The organism is Siccibacter turicensis LMG 23730 (genome assembly GCF_000463155.2).
In the GTDB taxonomy this organism is placed as follows: domain Bacteria; phylum Pseudomonadota; class Gammaproteobacteria; order Enterobacterales; family Enterobacteriaceae; genus Siccibacter; species Siccibacter turicensis.
In genome coordinates this window covers 134185-153369 of sequence record NZ_AWFZ01000061.1, presented here as the reverse complement: position 1 = coordinate 153369, position 19185 = coordinate 134185, and the positions used below count along the sequence as shown (strand labels likewise).

Below are 19185 nucleotides of genomic sequence, written 5' to 3'. Positions count from 1 at the left end.
TTATCAATAAATAAACCACCGCAGTGGTAGCCATCAAAATAACACATACACTCTTTATTACGCCGTCCGGCGTTTAATTCTGTGGAGTATGGTTATGGCTTCTAATAACGTTGGCCACATTAGCGTAATCGCGGTGGCGGTACTTCTTGCATTCTCTCTGACCGCCTGCAGTGGAAGCGGGGGCGGTTCCCATCACACAGCCAGTAATAATTCCCCTGCCGGTACTAACGGCGGAGACGGATCGGGCGGAGGCACAGACGGTTCAGGCGGCGGCTCGGGCAGCGGGTCCGGCGGCACGGGTGGCGGCTCAGGTGGCGGTGGCACCGGCGGTGGCTCGGGCGGCGGTAATGGCGGTGGAACCGGTGGCGGCTCCGGCAGCGGCTCTACCGCCGGGGTCAACACCATCCTCGGCGATGCCGGGGATACCGTCACCAGCATCGGCACCACGCTCGACAACCTCGGCAGCCAGTTGCCTAACGACAATCCGGTGACCTCCACCGTTTCGACCACCGTCAGCGGGCTGGGTAACGCCGTGGAAACCACCGGCACCGGCATCGCCACCGGTATTGGCGATCCGAAAAATACCAATGGCGTCGGCACCACCGTGCAGGGCGTAACGACCACCGTTACTTCGCTCGGGAATACCGTCTCCAGCGTCGGCACCAACCTGGCGAGCACCACCTCGACCACACCGCTGGGCGGCGTGACCGGTGCGGTGGGCGCGGTCGTCAACACCACGGGTGAGGTGGTGAGCGGCACCGGCGGCGCACTGACGTCGGTGGCGAAAAGCGATGGCGTGACCCGGGTGACAACCGGCGCGACAACGCTGGTGAATAACACCGTCAACGGCGTGCAGGGCGTGACCCAGGGCGTCGGCACCGCCACCGGGCTGGGGACGCCGGTCAATAACCTGCTGACCAGCGTCGGCACCGCGGTCAGCGGAACCGGTACGAAACTCGGCACCACCAGCCCGGCCTTAGGCGGCGTGGGTCAGGTCGTACAGAACGTCGGCCAGACGGTGACGGATGTCGGCGGCCTGGTGAAACCCACCGCTACCAGCGGCGGCACCAGCGGGAGCGGCAGCACGGGCGTCGCAGCAGGCGCAGGCGTTACGGCAGGCAGTGGCGGGCTGGCGGCGAATATCGGCGCGACCCTTAACGGCGTCACCTCGGGCCTCACCGCCGGGCTGGCCGCTAACGTCAGCAGTACCAGCAGTACCAACACCGGGAGTACCACTACAACAACCGGGCCGCTCAACGGCCTGACATCCACCCTCGGCGGGATCCTGACGCCGAAGAGTAAATAACACCTTTAACGCCCCCGGCACGCGGGGGCGTTTTCTCACAGCATGCCGTTTTCGCCCGTTCGGGTCGTCTGGGAAAGGGAACGCACGATGAAACTGTCACTCTGCTCTGCGCTACTGCTGGGCGCCCTGCCGGGGTTTGCCCTGGCCGAGACGCTTCCGGCGCTGATCGATACGACCAACCCCGCCCGGCCCGCTCGCTCGGTTCCCACGCCGCAGGCACCCGCGCAAAGCGCGCCCCGCGTCACGGTCCCGAAATCCGCCGCGGCGCTGACGCCCGATACCCCGGTGCAGGTCGGCCATATTCAGTTTATCGGTGGCACTATCTACCCGCTGAAATCCCTGCTGCTGCCGTTTCGCCCTTACGCGGGCAAGACCGTGCCGCTCAAAATAATCGTTAAGCTCGCGTCGGATATCACGGCCCGCTACCGCGCCGACGGCTATCCCCTCTCTTACGCCTGGCTGCCGGACGATAATTTTCACCAGGGCGTGATTAAAATCGTGCTGGTTGAAGGCTACGTGGCGCACAGCGATATCAAGAGCAATAACCCGCGTACCGCGGCGCGTTTGACCCGGCTGGCGACGCGCATCATGCAGCAGAAGCCGCTGCGCCAGGAGACCTTCGAGCGCTACAGCCTGTTAATGACCCGCACGCCCAACACGAAGGTAGAGGCCAGCGCACAGCTGCCAAAAAATATCTACGGGGCTGGCGTCATGCAGGTTAACGCCACCGAACCGCATATCTGGGACCTCTCCTCAACGCTGGATACCCGCAAGGGGCAGAACGTTGCCCTGATCAACGGCTCGCTCAGTAATCTCACCGCCTGGGGCGATCAGCTCGGCGTGGCCACCCTGGTTCCGCTCGATAAGGCGACCAAGAAAACCTATCTCGGCCTTAACTGGCAGCAGTTCCTCACGGACGACGGGCTGTCGATGCAGCTCAAAGGGAGCTACTATCGGGACGATCCCCGGGACTACGATCCGCTGCTCTACCTGCCAAACGTCATCACCATAGAGGCGCGCCAGAAGGCGACGCAGTATACCGGCGGGGCCACCTTCAGCTACCCGGTGCTGCTGACGCGCCAGCAGCAGATTGGCGTGAGCGGCGGGATAGATTACAGCGACCGGCGCAATGATTACCGGCTGCGGGCGCGTGGATTTGGCGAAACGCTGGACCTGCCAGGGCAGAGCCAGCACGTGCGTTACCCGGCGCTGGAGTTCGGGCTGAACGGCTATCGCGAGTGGACGAAGGCCAGCGGCAGCGCCCGCTTAACGCTGCGCCAGGGGCTGGACACCGCCGGCGCCAGCGCGTCGCCGTCCCAGGGAACCGACCTCGGCTTTACCCTGTGGAAAGCCAATCTCGAGGGCGCCTGGCTGCTGGCGGAAAACTGGCGTCTCTCCAGCGCGCTGGAGGGCGACTGGTCCGATAACGACCTGCCGGAAACCGAACGCGTGAGCTTTGGCGCGCAGCGCTTCGGGCGCGGCTATCCGGACGGAGAAGCAAGCGGAGACGCGGGCGTAGGCGGCCAGCTGGAGCTGCGCTATCTCCATCAGCGCAAAGAGAGCGTCTGGCTGAGCACCGTGCAGCCCTATGTGCTGGCCGATACCGCCCGCACGCGCTTCAATCAGCCGGGTTTTCGCGGGCAGACGCTGGGGTCAGTCGCGGGCGGCGTGATGTTCGGCGACAACCGCCACTACAGCCTGACGCTGGAAGCGGCGCGGCCGGTCGGGGATCTGCCGTCCGATGCCAGCCGCCGCGACTGGCGCTACAGTCTGACAGTCAGCTGGAATTTCAACAATTTGCGCTAACGATTCCCGATGAAACTATTACGCTCCTTTACAGTGCGGGCGCCAAATCTGCACCATACTTAATGCAGTCGTTTTCATTGCGGGGAAGCAAATGCGTCACTTTATTGGATTTGATATCGGCGGGACTCACGTAAAACACGGCCTCATCACCGAAGAGGGTGAGGAGCTGCACACCGACGAGTATGACACCCACTACGAGCTGGACGAATTCAAAGCGAGCTGGCAGGAGGTCGTGCGCCAGTACCAGGATAAGCATGAGATTGCCGGGATCGGCATCAGCTTTCCCGGCTACGTTAATCCGCACACCGGCGAAGTGCCAAAAGCGGGGTCGCTCGATTTTCTGGACGGCTGCAACCTGCTGACGCTGTTCGGCGAACTGACCGATCTGCCGATCACCGTTGAGAACGACGCTAACTGCGCCGCGCTGGGCGAGCAGTGGCGCGGCGCAGGTCAAAAGTATGACTCGCTGATCTGCATGACCATCGGCACCGGCATCGGCGGGGGAATTATCCTTGAACGCCAGCTGATGCGCGGGTCGCACTTTCGCGCCGGTGAGTTTGGTGTGATGCCGGTAGGCGATAACGGCGAGAACATGCATGAGATCGCCTCGGCGCGCGCCCTGACCGATGCCTGCCGTCAGGCGCTGGCGCTCCCGGCGAACGAGCCGCTGCACGGGAAAGAGATCTTCGAAAAGATGGAAAACGACGGGCATCTGCGTGAAGTGGTAGAGCGCTGGGCCGGTTATCTGGCGCGCGGGATTTACAGCGTAGTGTCGCTCTACGATCCGCAGGTCGTTTTGATCGGCGGCGGCGTCAGCCAGCAGAAGGACCTCTATCCGCTGCTGGAGCGGCATTTAGAGAAATACAATTTCTGGGAGGCGCTGCGCGTCCCGGTGCATCCATGCGAGCTGGGCAACCAGGCGGGCCGTCTCGGTGCCGTGTGGCTGGCAAGCCAGAAACAGGCGTAACGCTCCGCTCCACCGTCCTCTCACGACACGAGAGGACGGTCGCGCATACTTCAGCATGTAAATCCCCGCCCTGCACTAACGCCAGAGCGCCTGCCCCGTGAACTACGCCTCTTTACGACTGAACAGCCGCGCGTCCCGCAGCAGATGGGTGTTGCCTTTACGCCGCGTAAAGCCGATGCGGTCGAAGTATTCGAGGATTTGAATCGCCAGCTTACGCCCGACGTTGAGGCGGTCACGGAAATCGGCGGCGACCGTCGAGCCTTTCTCCCGATCCAGCTCGCGGATCAGATCGGCGAACTGCACAATCCGATCGTTGCGGTAGTAGCGATCCTTGACGATCGGCGTAATCAGCCCCTGCTGAGCGCCAAGCCGCAGCAGCTGGCGCATCTCCTGCTCCTCTTCCCCCACCTCGGCGGCCAGGTCGCGCACCCACCACGGGTCGTCACCAAACAGGGCACTCACCCGATCCCAGCGCGCCTGCTGTTCCGGGCTGAACCCGGCTTCGTAACCCGGCAGCGACAGCCATCCTTGCTGACTTTGCAGTTCGCCCGCCTGACGCATCGCTTCGATCACCGCCAGCACCAGCGCTTCCGGCTCCGTTGGAAGCGCCATGCGCCGCAGACGCTCGCGACCCGGCCCCGGCTCATCGGCGTGCTGCTGATGGTAACGGGCCAGGGTGGCGAGCAGCGTGGTTTTCCACCGCTGCGCGACGTCGCCGCTCACCAGCATACCGCCCGCTTCGATGCCGTCGATCTCGTCCACCAGCCGCCGCAGACCAGCCTCGCTGAGCTGCCGCGACCAGGCAAACGCCGTCAGCCGTACCGCGCCCTGGGCGAGGTGCAGCGCCAGCGCCTGCGCATCCGTCGTGGCCGCCGCCAGCTGGCTAAGCCAGGCGAGAAACGCAGGTTTACGCTTTCCGCGCCGTGGGGAGTCCACCAGAATCACCCGCGCCCCGGCAAGCGTGGTGCGGGCCGAGATGTCGCGCAGGATAAGACGATCGTTCTCCGCCACCCACAGCGGGGTGTCGAACACCAGCTCGGCCAGGTTATCGCTCAGCAGGGAGACGCGTCCGGTCACGTGGCTCGCCGCGTGGTGCAGGTGAACCGGCTGCCACTGGGCCAGCGGCGTATCGGCAGACAGCGCGACAATCACCCGCTCCGACAGGTCGTCCGGCTGAGACGCCAGCAGCCAGTCCCCGCGCCGCAGCATCTCTTTTTCCACATCACCGGCAATGTTCAGGGCGATGCGCTGCCCGGCGTGCGCCTGGCTGGCAGGCTGGTTCTGGGCGTGCAGGCCGCGCACGCGCACCGGCACATTAGCACCCGTCAGCCAGAGCGTGTCCCCCGGCGCGACCGTGCCGGAGAGCGCGGTGCCGGTCACCACCAGACCCGCGCCTTTAACGGTAAAGGCGCGATCGATTGCCAGCCGGAACCGCTGATGCTCAGGGTGAGGGCGCTCAGCCAGGCCCTGAATATGCTGTTGCAGCTCGGCAATGCCCTGGTGCTGCGCGGCGGCGGTGACAAACAGCGCCGCGTCGTCCCAGCCCTGGGCGCTCAGCAGCTGCATCACCTGGGTGCGCACTTCCTCGACCCGCGCCTCGCTCACGCGATCGGCTTTGGTTAGCGCCACGCTCAGCGCAGGCTGACCGGCAAGACGCAGGATAGCCAGGTGCTCACGCGTCTGGGCCATCACGCCGTCATCGCAGGCGACCACCAGCAGGGCATGGTCGATGCCGCCCACCCCGGCCAGCATGTTGGCAAGAAACTTTTCGTGCCCCGGCACGTCGATAAAGCCGATGACGCGTCCGTCGGGCTGCGGCCAGTAGGCATAGCCCAGATCGATGGTCATGCCGCGTTTTTTCTCTTCCGGCAGGCGGTCGGCGTTGATCCCGGTCAGGGCTTCCAGCAGGGTAGTTTTACCGTGGTCGACGTGACCGGCAGTGGCGATAATCATTTCAGCAACGTCTCCATCAAACTTGCTTCATCTTCAAGGCAGCGTAAATCCAGCCACAGACGCCCCTCTGACAGGCGGCCAATCACCGGCACCGGCAGAGCGCGCAGCTCGCGGGAGAGCGCCTCAAGCTGGCTGCCGCGGCCGTCGAGCGGGGTCAGGGTAATAGCGGCGGAAGGCAGTCTGTCCACCGGCAGCGAACCGCTGCCGATCTGCGACAGGCACGGCTCAACCGTGACGCGAAAACGATCGCCAAAACGGGCCTCAATATGCGGTGCCAGGCGCATCGCCTGCAGCCGGATATCGTCGGCGCTGCGGGTCAGAAGGCGCAGCGTGGGCAGACGTTGGGTGAGGGTTTCCGGGTGGCGGTAAAGACGCAGGGTGGCGTCCAGCGCCGCGAGGGTCATTTTATCGGCGCGCAGCGCGCGCTTGAGCGGATGCCGTTGCAGCTTCTCGATCAGCGCCTTTTTCCCCACCACGATCCCCGCCTGCGGGCCGCCGAGCAGCTTATCGCCGGAGAAACTCACCAGGCTGACCCCTGCGCTAATCAGCTCGCGCACGACCGGCTCTTTCGGCAGGCCGAAGCGGCTGTAGTCCACCAGCGAACCGCTGCCGAGATCGGCGATCGTCGGCACGCCGGTCTCTTCACCCAGTTCCGCCAGCGCGGCTTCCTCCACGGCGGCGGTGAAACCTTCGATCTGGTAATTGCTGGTATGTACTTTCATCAGCAGCGCGGTTTGGTCGCCGATCGCCGCCCGGTAATCTTTCAGGTGGGTGCGGTTGGTGGTGCCCACTTCAACCAGCTGGCATCCGGCCTGGCGCATCACATCGGGGATGCGAAACGCGCCGCCGATCTCCACCAGTTCGCCACGCGACACCACCACTTCGCGTCCTGACGCCGTCGCGGCCAGCATCAGCAGCACCGCCGCTGCATTGTTGTTGACGATGCAGGCATCTTCCGCACCGGTCAGCTCGCACAGCAGCGCCGCCAGCGCCTGGTCGCGATGCCCGCGCCCGGCGCCGTCCAGATCGTACTCCAGCGTCACCGGCTGGCGCATCGCCTGGGTCACCGCGGCGATCGCCGTCTCCGCCTGGAGGGCGCGTCCGAGATTGGTATGCAGCACCGTGCCGCTCAGGTTAAACACCGCCCGCAGCGCCGGTGCGCTCTGGTCGGCCAATGTGAGTGCCGTCTGCGCCGCCCAGTCATCGCACCACGCCGGCAGCGTGCCGTTCTCCCGTATCGCACGGCGCGCCTGCTGCTGGAGCCCCTGCAACGCGGTGACGACCTGGGTGTGACCCCAGCTTTCCAACAGCGGCGAGAAAGACGGATCGCGCAGCAGACGATCGGTGGCAGGAAGCTGACTGTAGAGCGAACGGTTTTCGGTTGTCATAAGTTGGCCTGGCTATGGGGATGCAAACCGCGACACGATAATTGTGCGGGGCGCGGGAGAGAACCCGCGCCGCGGTCTAAACGTGGCGGTGATTGTACAGGGACAGCGCGCCAGGCCCAAGCGGGGTCAGGCAGTTGGCGGCTCGGTGCGGGCAAAGCTTTCGCGGCTGAACAGGCTTTCCACCAGTTTCACCAGATGCGGGCGATCAACGCACCAGCCCGGCGCGACGCGGCGGAAGTTAAGGTAGCCGATGGCGCAGGCCACGGCGATGGTGGCGACAGTCAGCTCGTCGGCTTTCAGCGTACCGTCGGCGGCATAGCCTTCAAGCGCATCAAGGCTCTGGTTGATTTTCTCACGCTGGCGCAGCAGTTCAGCCGGGGACTGCTGCTCCGGCGGGCGCGCCTGTTCACGCACCGACACCAGCGCGGCATCCATCACGCCATCGGCCAGCGCTTCAAGCTGACGCACTTTCAGGGCCGCTTTCGGCTCACGCGGCAGCAGCGCCGGGGCGATGTCCAGCATCTCAATCCAGGCGGCAATGATGGGAGAATCGAACCAGGTTTCACCGTCGTCGGTGACCAGCGCCGGGACTTTACCCAGCGGGTTGTACTGCGCGACGCCGTGGTTATCGCTGTAGGGTGATTCGTTCACAAATTCGAAGGTGATGCCCTTTTCCATCAGCATGACCGAAATTTTGCGCACGAACGGACTGGTATAGCTGCCAATCAGTTTCATTGCCTGCTCCTTGAGAGATGAATGCCAACAGGGGAATAAGTATGGCTCAGGATACGCGAAAGCGCGGCGCGGCGGTGATCGATGGCGATTTACTGTGCAGTGGGAAACGTCATCGTTATGTCATACCCAACGGCTGTAATTTTATTACGCATTTCCCACCAGCCGGATGGACAGGAAGTGAACAGTCAGAGTTAGGATTTATCCTGGAAAATATTTCGTGATGTGCGTCACAAATTGTCAACAAAGCGCCAACTCAGAAATGTGATCTGTTTCACTTTTAACCCTGAATTGCGGCTGTTTTTTCGCCGTTGTCATCTTTTTACACAACAATTTTGTGATGAAAATCACACTTAACCGCCCATAGTACGGACAACCTGCGTGATGCGGATCACAATTCATTGCCCGCTCTGGACAGCAAAACGATTCGGTGCCAGATTTCGCGTCACCAAGCATGGATCCGGCTACCTCTGCCGCCACGTTAACAATAAAACTCGGGCCATCAGCCTGCGCGTCAACACAATAAGGGGTGTTTTATGTCATCCGATATCAAGATCAAAGTGCAAAGCTTTGGTCGTTTTCTCAGCAATATGGTAATGCCGAACATTGGGGCGTTTATCGCCTGGGGTATTATCACCGCGTTGTTTATTCCCACAGGATGGTGGCCGAGCGAAACGTTGGCCAAGCTGGTAGGTCCGATGATCACCTATCTGCTGCCGCTGCTTATCGGCTTTACCGGTGGCCGTCTGGTTGGCGGCGATCGCGGTGGCGTGGTGGGTGCGATTACCACCATGGGCGTTATCGTTGGTGCAGATATGCCGATGTTCCTCGGCGCGATGATTGCCGGCCCGCTGGGCGGCTGGTGCATCAAGAAATTTGACGCGCAGGTAGACGGCAAAATCAAATCCGGCTTTGAAATGCTGGTGAACAACTTCTCCGCTGGCATCATCGGTATGATCCTGGCGATTCTGGCGTTCCTCGGCATTGGCCCAGCGGTAGAAGTGCTCTCTAAAGCACTGGCGGCTGGCGTCAACTTCATGGTTGTCCATGACATGCTGCCGCTGGCGTCCATCTTTGTTGAACCGGCGAAAATCCTGTTCCTCAACAACGCCATCAACCACGGTATCTTCTCGCCGCTGGGTATTCAGCAGTCCCATGAGCTGGGCAAGTCCATCTTCTTCCTGATCGAAGCAAACCCGGGTCCGGGTATGGGCGTTCTGCTGGCGTACATGTTCTTTGGTCGCGGCAGCGCGAAGCAGTCTGCCGGCGGCGCGGCTATCATCCACTTCCTGGGTGGTATCCACGAAATTTACTTCCCGTACGTGCTGATGAACCCGCGTCTGATTATCGCCGTTATCCTTGGCGGCATGACCGGTGTGTTCACCCTGAGCGTACTGCACGGTGGTCTGGTTTCTCCGGCCTCTCCGGGTTCTATCCTGGCGGTACTGGCGATGACGCCGAAAGGTGCCTACTTCGCTAACATCGCGGCGATTGTCGCAGCGATGGCGGTCTCCTTTGTTATCTCAGCCATTCTGCTGAAAACCAGCAAAGTGAAAGAGGAAGATGACATCGAAGCGGCGACCCGTCGTATGCAGGACATGAAATCCCAGTCCAAAGGCGGCGCGGCCGCAGTGACCGCTGGCGATACCACCAACGATCTGAGCCACGTGCGTAAAATCATCGTGGCGTGCGATGCCGGTATGGGCTCCAGCGCTATGGGTGCAGGCGTACTACGTAAGAAAGTGCAGGATGCCGGGCTGACGCACATCTCCGTGACCAACAGCGCGATCAACAGCCTACCGGGCGATGTGGATCTGGTGATTACCCACCGCGATCTGACCGAGCGCGCGATGCGTCAGGTGCCGCAGGCGCAGCACATTTCGCTGACTAACTTCCTCGACAGCGGTCTGTATACCAGTCTGACCGACCGTCTGGTTGCGGCCCAGCGCCACACCCAGAACGAAGAGAAAGTGCGCACCAGCCTGCACGACAGCTTTGACGAGAGCAACAGCCACCTGTTCAAGCTCGGCGCAGAGAACGTGTTCCTGGGCCTGACGGCGAGCCACAAAGAAGACGCGATTCGCTTCGCCGGTGAGCAGCTGGTGAAAGGCGGCTACGTGCAGCCAGAATACGTGGAAGCGATGCTGGAGCGTGAGAAGCTGACCCCGACCTACCTGGGTGAGTCTATCGCTGTTCCACACGGCACCGTGGAAGCCAAAGACCGCGTGCTGAAAACCGGCGTGGTATTCTGTCAGTACCCGCAGGGCGTGCGCTTCGGCGAAGACGAAGACGATATCGCCCGTCTGGTTATCGGTATCGCCGCGCGTAACAATGAGCACATCCAGGTGATTACCAGCCTGACCAACGCGCTGGACGACGAGACGGTCATCGAGCGTCTTGCCAACACTACCAGCGTGGATGAAGTGCTGGCGCTGCTGGCCGGTAATAAGAGCGCGTAATACGCTGAGGGTGGAGACACCCTCACACCGCCCCGCGCCGTCGCGAGCGGGGTAAAGCAGTACCGGTTCTTTCCCCTCTCCTTCGGGAGAGGGTTAGGGTGAGGGGAGATGCGACTCCGCCCTCACCCCAGCCCCTGCGGGTAAAAACATTAGTAAGGATATCCACATGAAAGCATTACATTTTGGTGCAGGTAATATCGGTCGAGGCTTTATTGGCAAACTGCTGGCAGACGCCGGTATTGAACTCACCTTCGCCGACGTCAACCAGGTGGTGCTTGACGCTCTGAACGCGCGCCACAGCTATCAGGTCCATGTGGTCGGTGAAAACGAGCAGGTTGATACCGTGTCCGGCGTGAACGCCGTGAGCAGCATCGGCGACGACGTGGTCGATCTGATTGCTCAGGTCGATCTCATCACTACCGCGGTTGGCCCGGTTGTGCTGGAGCGCATCGCCCCGGCCATTGCCAAAGGGCTTGCAAAACGTAAAGCCCAGGGCAACGACGCGCCGCTGAATATCATCGCCTGTGAAAACATGGTGCGCGGCACCAGCCAGCTTAAAGGTCACGTGCTGAAAGCGCTGAACGAGGGCGATATCGCCTGGGTTGAGGGCCACGTCGGCTTCGTGGATTCCGCGGTAGACCGTATCGTTCCGCCGTCCGAATCGGCGACCAACGATCCGCTGGAAGTGACCGTGGAAACCTTCAGCGAGTGGATCGTTGATAAAACCCAGTTCGTTGGCACGCTGCCGACCATTCCGGGCATGGAGCTGACCGACAACCTGATGGCGTTCGTTGAGCGTAAGCTGTTTACCCTCAACACCGGCCACGCGATTACCGCGTATCTTGGCCAGCAGGCGGGGCATCAGACGATTCGCGACGCCATTCTCGATGAAAACATCCGCGCCGTGGTAAAAGGCGCGATGGAAGAGAGCGGCGCGGTGCTGATCAAGCGCTACGGCTTTGATGCCGACAAGCACGCCGCCTACATCAACAAAATTCTGGGCCGCTTCGAAAACCCGTACCTGAAAGATGACGTTGAGCGCGTGGGCCGTCAGCCGCTGCGTAAACTGAGCGCCGGCGATCGCCTGATTAAGCCGCTGCTGGGCACGCTGGAGTATGGCCTGCCGCATCACAATCTGGTGCTGGGTATCGCCGCCGCAATGCACTACCGCAGCGAGCAGGATCCGCAGGCGCAGGAGCTGGCGCAGCTGATTGCCGAAAAAGGCCCGCAGGCTACGCTTGCGCAGATTTCTGGCCTGGATGCACAGAGTGAAGTGGTGGCGGACGCGGTAAACGCGTATAACAGCCGGGCGTAATCAGTACCGGGGGCGCGGCACCGCGCTCCCGTTTTCAGGTTGTCAGAGATGCAGGCAAAATTGGAAGAACCCCAGGCTTTCGAAAACCACGTTCTGGAGCGCCTGAACGCGGGGAAAAGCGTACGCAGCCTGATCATCGCCGCCGTCGAACTGCTGAGCGAAGCCGTGAACATTCTGGTGCTTCAGGTCTTTCGCAAGGATGACTACGCGGTGAAATACGCCGTCGAACCGCTGCTGGACGGCAACGGTCCGCTGGGCGATCTGACGGTGCGCCTGAAGCTTATCTACGGCCTTGGCGTGCTCAGCCGGGCGGAGTACGAAGACGCCGAACTGCTGCTGGCGTTACGCGAAGAGCTTAACCACGACGGCAGCGACTACCGCTTTACCGACGATGAAATTCTCGGGCCGTTTGGCGAGCTGCACTGCGTTGCCGCCCTGCCCCCCGCGCCGCAGTTTGATCCCAGCGACGCGGCGCTGTACGCCATGCAGAAACAGCGCTATCTGCAGGTGGTTCGCTCCACGATGGTGCTCTCCCTCACCGAGCTTATCTCAGGCATCAGCCTGAAAAAGGCGTTCCAGAAATAGCCTCTCCAGCCCGCGCCGTATCGCGAAATGCCCCGGAAAACAGAGCGCCGCACCCGGTTCGTTAGCCGATGCGGAGCGATCGCGAAGCCTGCGTTCGGGCAGCCAATAGTGTATCCTTTGCCAGAAACACACCTTTTAGAGTCAAACTGCCATGAAAGAAGTCGAAAAAGCTGAAATTAAACGCCTGAGCGACCGTCTCGATGCGATCCGCCACCAGCAGGCCGGGCTCTCCCTCGTTGAAGCCGCCGATAAATACGCCGAGCTGGAAAAAGAGAAAGAGACGCTTGAAGCCGAAATCGCCCGCCTGAAAGAGGTGCGCACCGTTAAGCTCAGCAAGGAAGCGCAGAAGCTGGCCGATATGCCGTATCGCCGGGCTATTACCAAAAAAGAGCAGGCCGATATGGGCAAGCTGAAGAAGAGCGTGCGCGGGCTGGTAGTCGTGCACCCGATGACCGCCCTGGGCCGCGAAATGGGCCTCCAGGAGATGACCGGTTTCGCCAAAACCGAATTCTGATTGCCCTGCTCTTCACACCTGCCGTTCGGCCATTCTTAATCTTCAGCACACAGAGCGGATGAAGTCGCGCGATTCATCCCTCTGTGTTTCTACCGTGCACCGCCGTTAATTCCTCCCCCGTCGCAGCTGGCGAAGATATATCCAGAACCTGATTGATATTTCATTTCTCAGGCGTATGGTGATCTCTCATAACCACAATGAATGAATGGTTATTCGCTTCTCTGGTGATGCTCACATAATTGGGGTAAGGAGATGTACCATGCTAAACGTCAGTAATTTATTACTCGATTTCAGAATTACGTCGCACTGCGATTTAGGGTGCGACCTCTGTTTCAGAAACCCCGGCATTCTCGATTCATCCAAAGACAAGGCGCTCGCCGTCATCGATAAAATGTACGACGTGGGCTTTCGCCGCATTGGTTTTACCGGCGGCGAACCCACCTCCCGCAAAGATTTTCTTGAGCTTATTGAGCATGCAAAACAAAAAGGCTTTATGACCTATCTCTCCACAGTGGGGCATCGGTTCGTGATGGATCATGAGCGGCTGAATAACGTGCTCGATTGGGTGGGCATTCCGATAGACGGTATTAAAAAAGAGATTAACAGCACCATCCGCAGCGATAAAATGAGTAATCAGCATCGGGTAGTGAAGAATATCCTTACTTGGCTGCCGCAGGCGTCGAATAAAATTAATATTAAGCTCACCACGGTGGTGTCCCAGGCCAATATTATGGAATTACACGACCTGATAAGCTGGGTTGAGGCCTTACCTTATAACGTGCAGGCCTGGCGTTTTTATCAGTTCTGCCCGCTCGGCGTCGGAAAAGAGAAGCGTGAAAAGCTGGAAATCGACACCCAACTTTTTCTTGAACAGATGAACCGGGTGAAAGCGCTTCATCCTGAGATGCCCGTCAGCTGGGCCACCTTCGAGGAGCGGGACAACGCCAATGTCGTCATGGAGCCAAACTTTAATGTGATTATTCCCGACGGCGAGAACTATACCCTGCTCTGCAACATGTACACCGATTCACGGGAAAAGATCCTCTCCTCCATTTTTGGCAATAACCATGTCATGCAGAAGTGTGAGAATAACCGCTTCTGGCTGGATAACCGGGAGTTTATTTCATGAGAGAAAATTTTCTGTTCATGGACCCCTGGTCTGCGCCTGCCAGAGTAAAAATCCAGCACCGCCGTCCGGTCTATATCTGTCTTTCCGGAAATTCCGGGGCGGGGAAAAGCACCCTGCTGCGCAAGATTGCGGTGGCGCTGTATCAGGAGGATGAACATACCCTCGCCATTGACGAAAAAGCGGTTCACCACCATCTTCTGCCCTACCTTTTCGATGACACCCCGCGCTACGGCTACCTTATTCAGCTCAATTTTATGATCCAGCGGGCGCTGCTGATTAAATCATGGCTTGAGCAGGGCTATAACCTGGTGATGGAGCGTTCACACGTTGAAGATTATATCTTTATCAATTTTCTGCGCCGGGCGGAATATATCACCGCCTCGCAATATGAAAGCTATATGTCGCTGTGGCGGGAAATAGCGAAACTGCTCCCGGATCCGGACGTGATCGTATTAATGGATTTTGATCTGCACCATTCGCTGAATAATCTGAACCGTGACGAGCAGTGCGGGATCCGTCCGCAGGAATTTCCGGATGAGGCAATGAAAGAAAAATGGCTCGGCGGCTGGCACGATGAATATCAGACGTTTATCACAAACCTCCCGGATAGCCTGCAGGCGCGGGTTGTAAAATTTTCGGCAGCGGATACCGTAGAAAAACTTTCCGACAAGGTGCTCGGCAACATTCGTGAAATCAGGAGTTCACATGCGTCAAAGGATTATTGTTTGTCCGATTATTGAAAACGATGGTGACGTTTTACTTTGCCGGATGGCAAGCGACCGGGGCGTATTCCCGGGGCAGTGGGCGTTATCGGGCGGCGGCACGGAGCCGGGTGAAACCCTCGAAGAGGCGCTGCGCCGTGAGATCCGCGAAGAGCTGGGCGACAAGCTTGAGCTTGTCAGCATCACGCCCTGGACCTTTCGGGACGACGTACGGATAAAAACCTATGCCGACGGAACGAAAGAAGAGATCTACATGATTTACCTGATTTTCGACTGCGTGAGCGCCAATCGTGAGGTGGTGTTTAATGACGAGTTTCAGGAGATCGCCTGGGTTAGTCGCGACAGGCTGAAAGATTACGATCTGAACGACGCAACGCGCTTTACCTTCACTCAGAAAGGCTTTCTCTAGTCACGCCGGGGTGCCGCGCCACACAATGGCCGGTGCCCACGTCAAACTGGCCCAACCAATTCACGCCATTCCCCCTTGTCTCCTCACAAATTCCAGATTACGGCTTACAATAACGTTGCCCATCAGCAACATTCGGTTAACCATTTGTTGTCATTCACCCTACAACAACACTTTGGTTGGACCACTTTTACACGTGCTTTCAGGCAAACACAGATTTGCTGCACGGGCGGGTGGGCCACAGGAGCGCGCTATGGAACTCTGGCAACAAAATTACGATCCGGCAGGAAATATCTGGCTCTCGAGCCTGATTGCCGCGTTACCTATTCTGTTTTTCTTCTTCGCGCTGATTAAACTGAAGCTTAAAGGCTGGCAGGCCGGAACCATCACCGTTGCCATTGCGCTTGCGGTATCGCTGTTCTTTTACGACATGCCTTATGACCGTGCGTTTGCATCCGCGGTGTACGGCTTCTTCTACGGCCTGTGGCCGATAGCCTGGATAATTATCGCCGCGGTATTTGTCTATAAAATCTCGGTGAAAACCGGCCAGTTCGACATCATTCGCTCGTCAATATTGAGCATCACCCCGGACCAGCGCCTGCAGATGCTGATCGTCGGTTTCTGCTTCGGGGCATTTCTGGAAGGAGCCGCGGGCTTTGGCGCCCCGGTGGCCATCACCGCGGCGCTGCTGGTTGGGCTGGGGTTTAACCCGCTCTACGCCGCCGGCCTGTGCCTGATCGTTAACACCGCCCCGGTGGCGTTTGGCGCCATGGGTATCCCGATTCTGGTGGCCGGTCAGGTGACCGGCCTCGACAGCTTTGAGATTGGGCAGATGGTTGGCCGTCAACTGCCGTTCCTGACCATCATCGTGCTGTTCTGGATCATGGGGATTATGGACGGCTGGCGCGGTATCAAAGAGACCTGGCCGGCGGTGATCGTCGCCGGTGGTTCGTTTGCCATTGCCCAGTATCTCAGCTCCAACTTTATCGGCCCGGAGCTGCCGGACATCATCTCCTCGCTGGTGTCGCTGGTGTGCCTCACCCTGTTCCTCAAACGCTGGCAGCCCACGCGCATTTTCCGCTTCGAGGATATCAATGCTCAGGCAGCGGACCCGACGCCATCAAACCAGCGCTATACCCACGGCCAGATCGTCAAAGCCTGGTCGCCGTTCCTGTTCCTGACCGCCACGGTAACCCTGTGGAGCATCCCGCCCTTTAAAGCGCTGTTTGCCAAAGATGGCGCGCTGGCCAACTGGGTGTTCAACCTGCCCGTGCCGTTCCTCGATAAGCTGGTGGCGCGTATGCCACCGGTGGTGGCCGACGCTACTCCGTACGCCGCGGTCTATAAGTTTGACTGGTTCTCGGCTACCGGTACCGCCATCCTGTTTGCCGCACTGCTCTCAATCGTGTGGCTGCGCATGAAACCGAAAGAGGCGGTCGCCACCTTCGGCCACACCATGAAGGAGCTGGCGCTGCCGATCTACTCCATCGGTATGGTGCTGGCGTTCGCGTTTATCTCGAACTATTCCGGGCTGTCGTCCACTCTGGCGCTTGCGCTGGCGCATACCGGCCACGCCTTCACCTTCTTCTCACCGTTCCTTGGCTGGCTGGGCGTGTTCCTGACCGGATCGGACACCTCCTCAAACGCCCTGTTTGCGGCGCTTCAGGCCACCGCCGCCCAGCAGATTGGCGTGTCGGATGTGCTGCTGGTCGCGGCTAACACCACCGGCGGCGTAACCGGGAAGATGATCTCGCCGCAGTCCATCGCGATAGCCTGTGCGGCGGTCGGACTGGTCGGTAAAGAGTCGGATCTGTTCCGCTTCACCGTGAAGCACAGCCTGATTTTCACCTGCATCGTGGGGATTATCACCACGCTACAGGCTTACGTCTTAACCTGGATGATTCCATGACACTACCTACCCGGCGTCTGACCGACGACGTCGCCGATCGCCTGCGGGCGCTGATTGATGAGCAGGGGCTGGACGCGGGCATGAAGCTGCCCGCCGAACGCCAGCTTGCCGCCCTGCTTGGCGTCTCGCGCAATTCGGTGCGCGAAGCGCTGCAGGTGCTGAACGCCCAGGGCGTGCTGATGACCCGACGCGGCGGCGGCACCTTCGTGCGCTGGCGGCATGAAACCTGGTCTGAACAGAATATCGTTCAGCCGATCAAAACCCTGCTGGCGAGTGACGCGGGCTACAGCTACGACATTCTCGAAGCGCGCCACGCCATCGAGGCCAGCACCGCCTGGCACGCGGCGATGCGCGCCACCCCGGCGGACAAAGAGAAGCTGCGCCTCTGCTTTGAGGCGACCCAGAGCGATGACCCGGACCTGTCCTCCCAGGCCGATGTGCGGTTTCACCTGGCGATTGCCGAAGCCTCGCACAATATCGTGCTGCTCCAGACCATGCGCGGCTTCTTCGACCTGCTGCAGTCGTCGGTGATCGAGAGCCGACAGCGCATGTATCTGGTGCCGCCGGTGTTTGCCCGCCTGACCGAACAGCACGCCGCAGTGCTCAATGCCATCCTGGACGGCGACGCCGAGGGCGCACGCCGGGCGATGATGGCCCACCTGAGCTTCGTCCATACCACGATTAAACAGTTCGATGACGATCTGGCCCGCCAGGCGCGCATCACCCGCCTGCCCGACGATCCGGCCGACCACCTGGAGAAAAAACTATGATTATTTCCGCCGCGAGCGACTATCGCGCGGCAGCGCAGCGCATCCTGCCGCCGTTTTTATTTCATTACATCGACGGGGGCGCCTATGCGGAATATACCCTGCGCCGCAACGTCGAGGACCTGGCCCAGGTGGCGCTGCGCCAGCGCATTCTGAAGAACATGGCGGACCTCAGCCTGGAAACCACGCTGTTCAATGAAACGCTGTCTATGCCGGTGGCGTTGGCCCCGGTCGGGCTGTGCGGGATGTACGCCCGGCGCGGCGAAGTGCAGGCGGCGGGCGCGGCGGCGGATAAAGGCATTCCGTTTACCCTCTCCACCGTATCGGTGTGCCCGATTGAAGAGGTCGCCCCGACCATCAATCGCCCGATGTGGTTCCAGCTCTACGTGCTGCGCGATCGCGGCTTTATGCGTAACGCGCTGGAGCGCGCCAAAGCGGCGGGGTGTTCCACGCTGGTATTTACCGTGGACATGCCGACGCCGGGCGCCCGCTATCGGGACGCGCACTCCGGCATGAGTGGGGCGAACGCCGCGCTGCGCCGCTACTGGCAGGCGGTGACGCATCCGCAGTGGGCGTGGGACGTGGGCGTGAACGGACGCCCTCACGATCTGGGCAACATCTCAACCTATCTCGGCAAGCCCACCGGGCTTGAAGATTACATCGGCTGGCTGGGGAATAACTTCGATCCGTCTATCTCGTGGAAGGACCTGGAGTGGATCCGCGAATTCTGGGATGGCCCGATGGTGATCAAGGGGATCCTCGATCCGGAAGATGCCCGCGACGCGGTGCGCTTCGGTGCCGACGGCATTGTGGTCTCCAACCACGGGGGCCGCCAGCTCGACGGCGTGCTCTCATCGGCGCGCGCGCTGCCGGCGATTGCCGATGCGGTGAAGGGCGATATCGCTATTCTTGCCGACAGCGGCATCCGCAGCGGCCTGGACGTGGTGCGCATGATTGCCCTCGGCGCCGACACCGTGCTGCTGGGCCGGGCTTATCTCTACGCGCTGGCAACCCATGGTCGCGCGGGCGTGGCAAACCTGCTTAATCTGATTGAAAAAGAGATGCGGGTCGCGATGACGCTGACCGGTGCAAAATCCATTCAGGCGATCTCCCGCGACTCGCTGGTGCCCGACCCGGAATTCACCTCGGTACTGGCCTCGCTGCCGGCGGCAAGCGCGTAGCCTGTAAGGGCAGGTGCGCAGCCTTACCTGCCCTTAATACCTGCGG

Annotated in this window: 17 protein-coding genes; 14 read left to right on the top strand and 3 right to left on the bottom strand. The window is 60.4% G+C overall.

Translation table 11 applies throughout. The annotated features are described in order from the left end of the window. Positions 1-94 precede the first annotated feature (94 nt). The 3 genes from DW58_RS18645 (at position 95) to DW58_RS18635 (ending at position 4079) form a co-directional block, all read left to right on the top strand. Entirely contained in the window at positions 95-1306 is a 1212-nt protein-coding gene (locus DW58_RS18645) for a collagen-like triple helix repeat-containing protein (protein ID WP_024548389.1), read from the top strand. Between the two features lie 87 nt (positions 1307-1393). After that, the gene (locus tag DW58_RS18640; protein ID WP_024562380.1) at positions 1394-3112 is read left to right on the top strand and encodes a ShlB/FhaC/HecB family hemolysin secretion/activation protein; all 1719 of its coding nucleotides are present in this window, start codon (positions 1394-1396) and stop codon (positions 3110-3112) included. 91 nt (positions 3113-3203) lie between these two features. Continuing rightward, complete coding sequence (locus tag DW58_RS18635) at positions 3204-4079, top strand: ROK family protein (protein WP_024547896.1); 876 nt, start codon at positions 3204-3206, stop codon at positions 4077-4079. Positions 4080-4181: 102 nt separating this feature from the next. On the opposite strand, the gene selB is transcribed toward DW58_RS18635, so the two are convergent. From selB to DW58_RS18620, 3 genes are all read right to left on the bottom strand, one after another. Further along, a complete protein-coding gene (selB, locus tag DW58_RS18630; RefSeq protein ID WP_024547897.1) occupies positions 4182-6032 on the bottom strand; it encodes a selenocysteine-specific translation elongation factor in 1851 nt (616 codons plus the stop codon). Further along, on the bottom strand, positions 6029-7420 hold the full coding sequence (gene selA / locus DW58_RS18625) for an L-seryl-tRNA(Sec) selenium transferase (protein WP_024547898.1): 1392 nt from the start codon (positions 7418-7420) through the stop codon (positions 6029-6031). The genes selB and selA overlap by 4 nt, the downstream gene beginning before the upstream one ends. Positions 7421-7546: 126 nt before the next feature. Next, a complete protein-coding gene (locus tag DW58_RS18620; protein ID WP_024547899.1) occupies positions 7547-8155 on the bottom strand; it encodes a glutathione S-transferase in 609 nt (202 codons plus the stop codon). A 41-nt stretch (positions 8156-8196) separates the two neighbouring features. Here DW58_RS18620 and DW58_RS21080 point away from each other — a divergent pair, with 41 nt between their 5' ends. From DW58_RS21080 to lldD, 11 genes are all read left to right on the top strand, one after another. Next, complete coding sequence (locus tag DW58_RS21080) at positions 8197-8376, top strand: hypothetical protein (protein ID WP_152525604.1); 180 nt, start codon at positions 8197-8199, stop codon at positions 8374-8376. Between the two features lie 312 nt (positions 8377-8688). Then, positions 8689-10611 carry a PTS mannitol transporter subunit IICBA gene (locus DW58_RS18615; RefSeq protein WP_024547900.1) on the top strand — a complete coding sequence of 641 codons (1923 nt, stop codon included), beginning with the start codon at positions 8689-8691 and terminating at the stop codon, positions 10609-10611. Positions 10612-10777: 166 nt separating this feature from the next. After that, entirely contained in the window at positions 10778-11926 is a 1149-nt protein-coding gene (gene mtlD, locus DW58_RS18610) for a mannitol-1-phosphate 5-dehydrogenase (protein ID WP_024547901.1), read from the top strand. Positions 11927-11974: 48 nt separating this feature from the next. Next, complete coding sequence (gene mtlR, locus DW58_RS18605; RefSeq protein ID WP_024547902.1) at positions 11975-12511, top strand: mannitol operon repressor MtlR; 537 nt, start codon at positions 11975-11977, stop codon at positions 12509-12511. A gap of 151 nt (positions 12512-12662) precedes the next feature. Next, a complete protein-coding gene (locus DW58_RS18600; protein WP_024547903.1) occupies positions 12663-13025 on the top strand; it encodes a YibL family ribosome-associated protein in 363 nt (120 codons plus the stop codon). A gap of 259 nt (positions 13026-13284) precedes the next feature. Beyond that, positions 13285-14154 carry a radical SAM protein gene (locus tag DW58_RS18595; RefSeq protein ID WP_024547904.1) on the top strand — a complete coding sequence of 290 codons (870 nt, stop codon included), beginning with the start codon at positions 13285-13287 and terminating at the stop codon, positions 14152-14154. Beyond that, the gene (locus tag DW58_RS18590) at positions 14151-14894 is read left to right on the top strand and encodes a deoxynucleoside kinase (RefSeq protein ID WP_024547905.1); all 744 of its coding nucleotides are present in this window, start codon (positions 14151-14153) and stop codon (positions 14892-14894) included. The genes DW58_RS18595 and DW58_RS18590 overlap by 4 nt, the downstream gene beginning before the upstream one ends. Next, positions 14860-15285 carry a nucleoside triphosphatase NudI gene (gene nudI / locus DW58_RS18585; RefSeq protein ID WP_024547906.1) on the top strand — a complete coding sequence of 142 codons (426 nt, stop codon included), beginning with the start codon at positions 14860-14862 and terminating at the stop codon, positions 15283-15285. The genes DW58_RS18590 and nudI overlap by 35 nt, the downstream gene beginning before the upstream one ends. Before the next feature lie 250 nt (positions 15286-15535). Further along, positions 15536-17191, top strand: a complete 1656-nt coding sequence (gene lldP, locus DW58_RS18580) for an L-lactate permease (RefSeq protein WP_024547907.1) — start codon at positions 15536-15538, stop codon at positions 17189-17191. Next, complete coding sequence (gene lldR, locus DW58_RS18575) at positions 17188-17961, top strand: transcriptional regulator LldR (protein WP_024547908.1); 774 nt, start codon at positions 17188-17190, stop codon at positions 17959-17961. Before lldP ends, lldR begins: the two co-directional genes overlap by 4 nt. Then, complete coding sequence (lldD, locus tag DW58_RS18570) at positions 17958-19139, top strand: FMN-dependent L-lactate dehydrogenase LldD (RefSeq protein ID WP_024547909.1); 1182 nt, start codon at positions 17958-17960, stop codon at positions 19137-19139. Before lldR ends, lldD begins: the two co-directional genes overlap by 4 nt. The last annotated feature ends 46 nt before the right edge of the window (positions 19140-19185 follow it).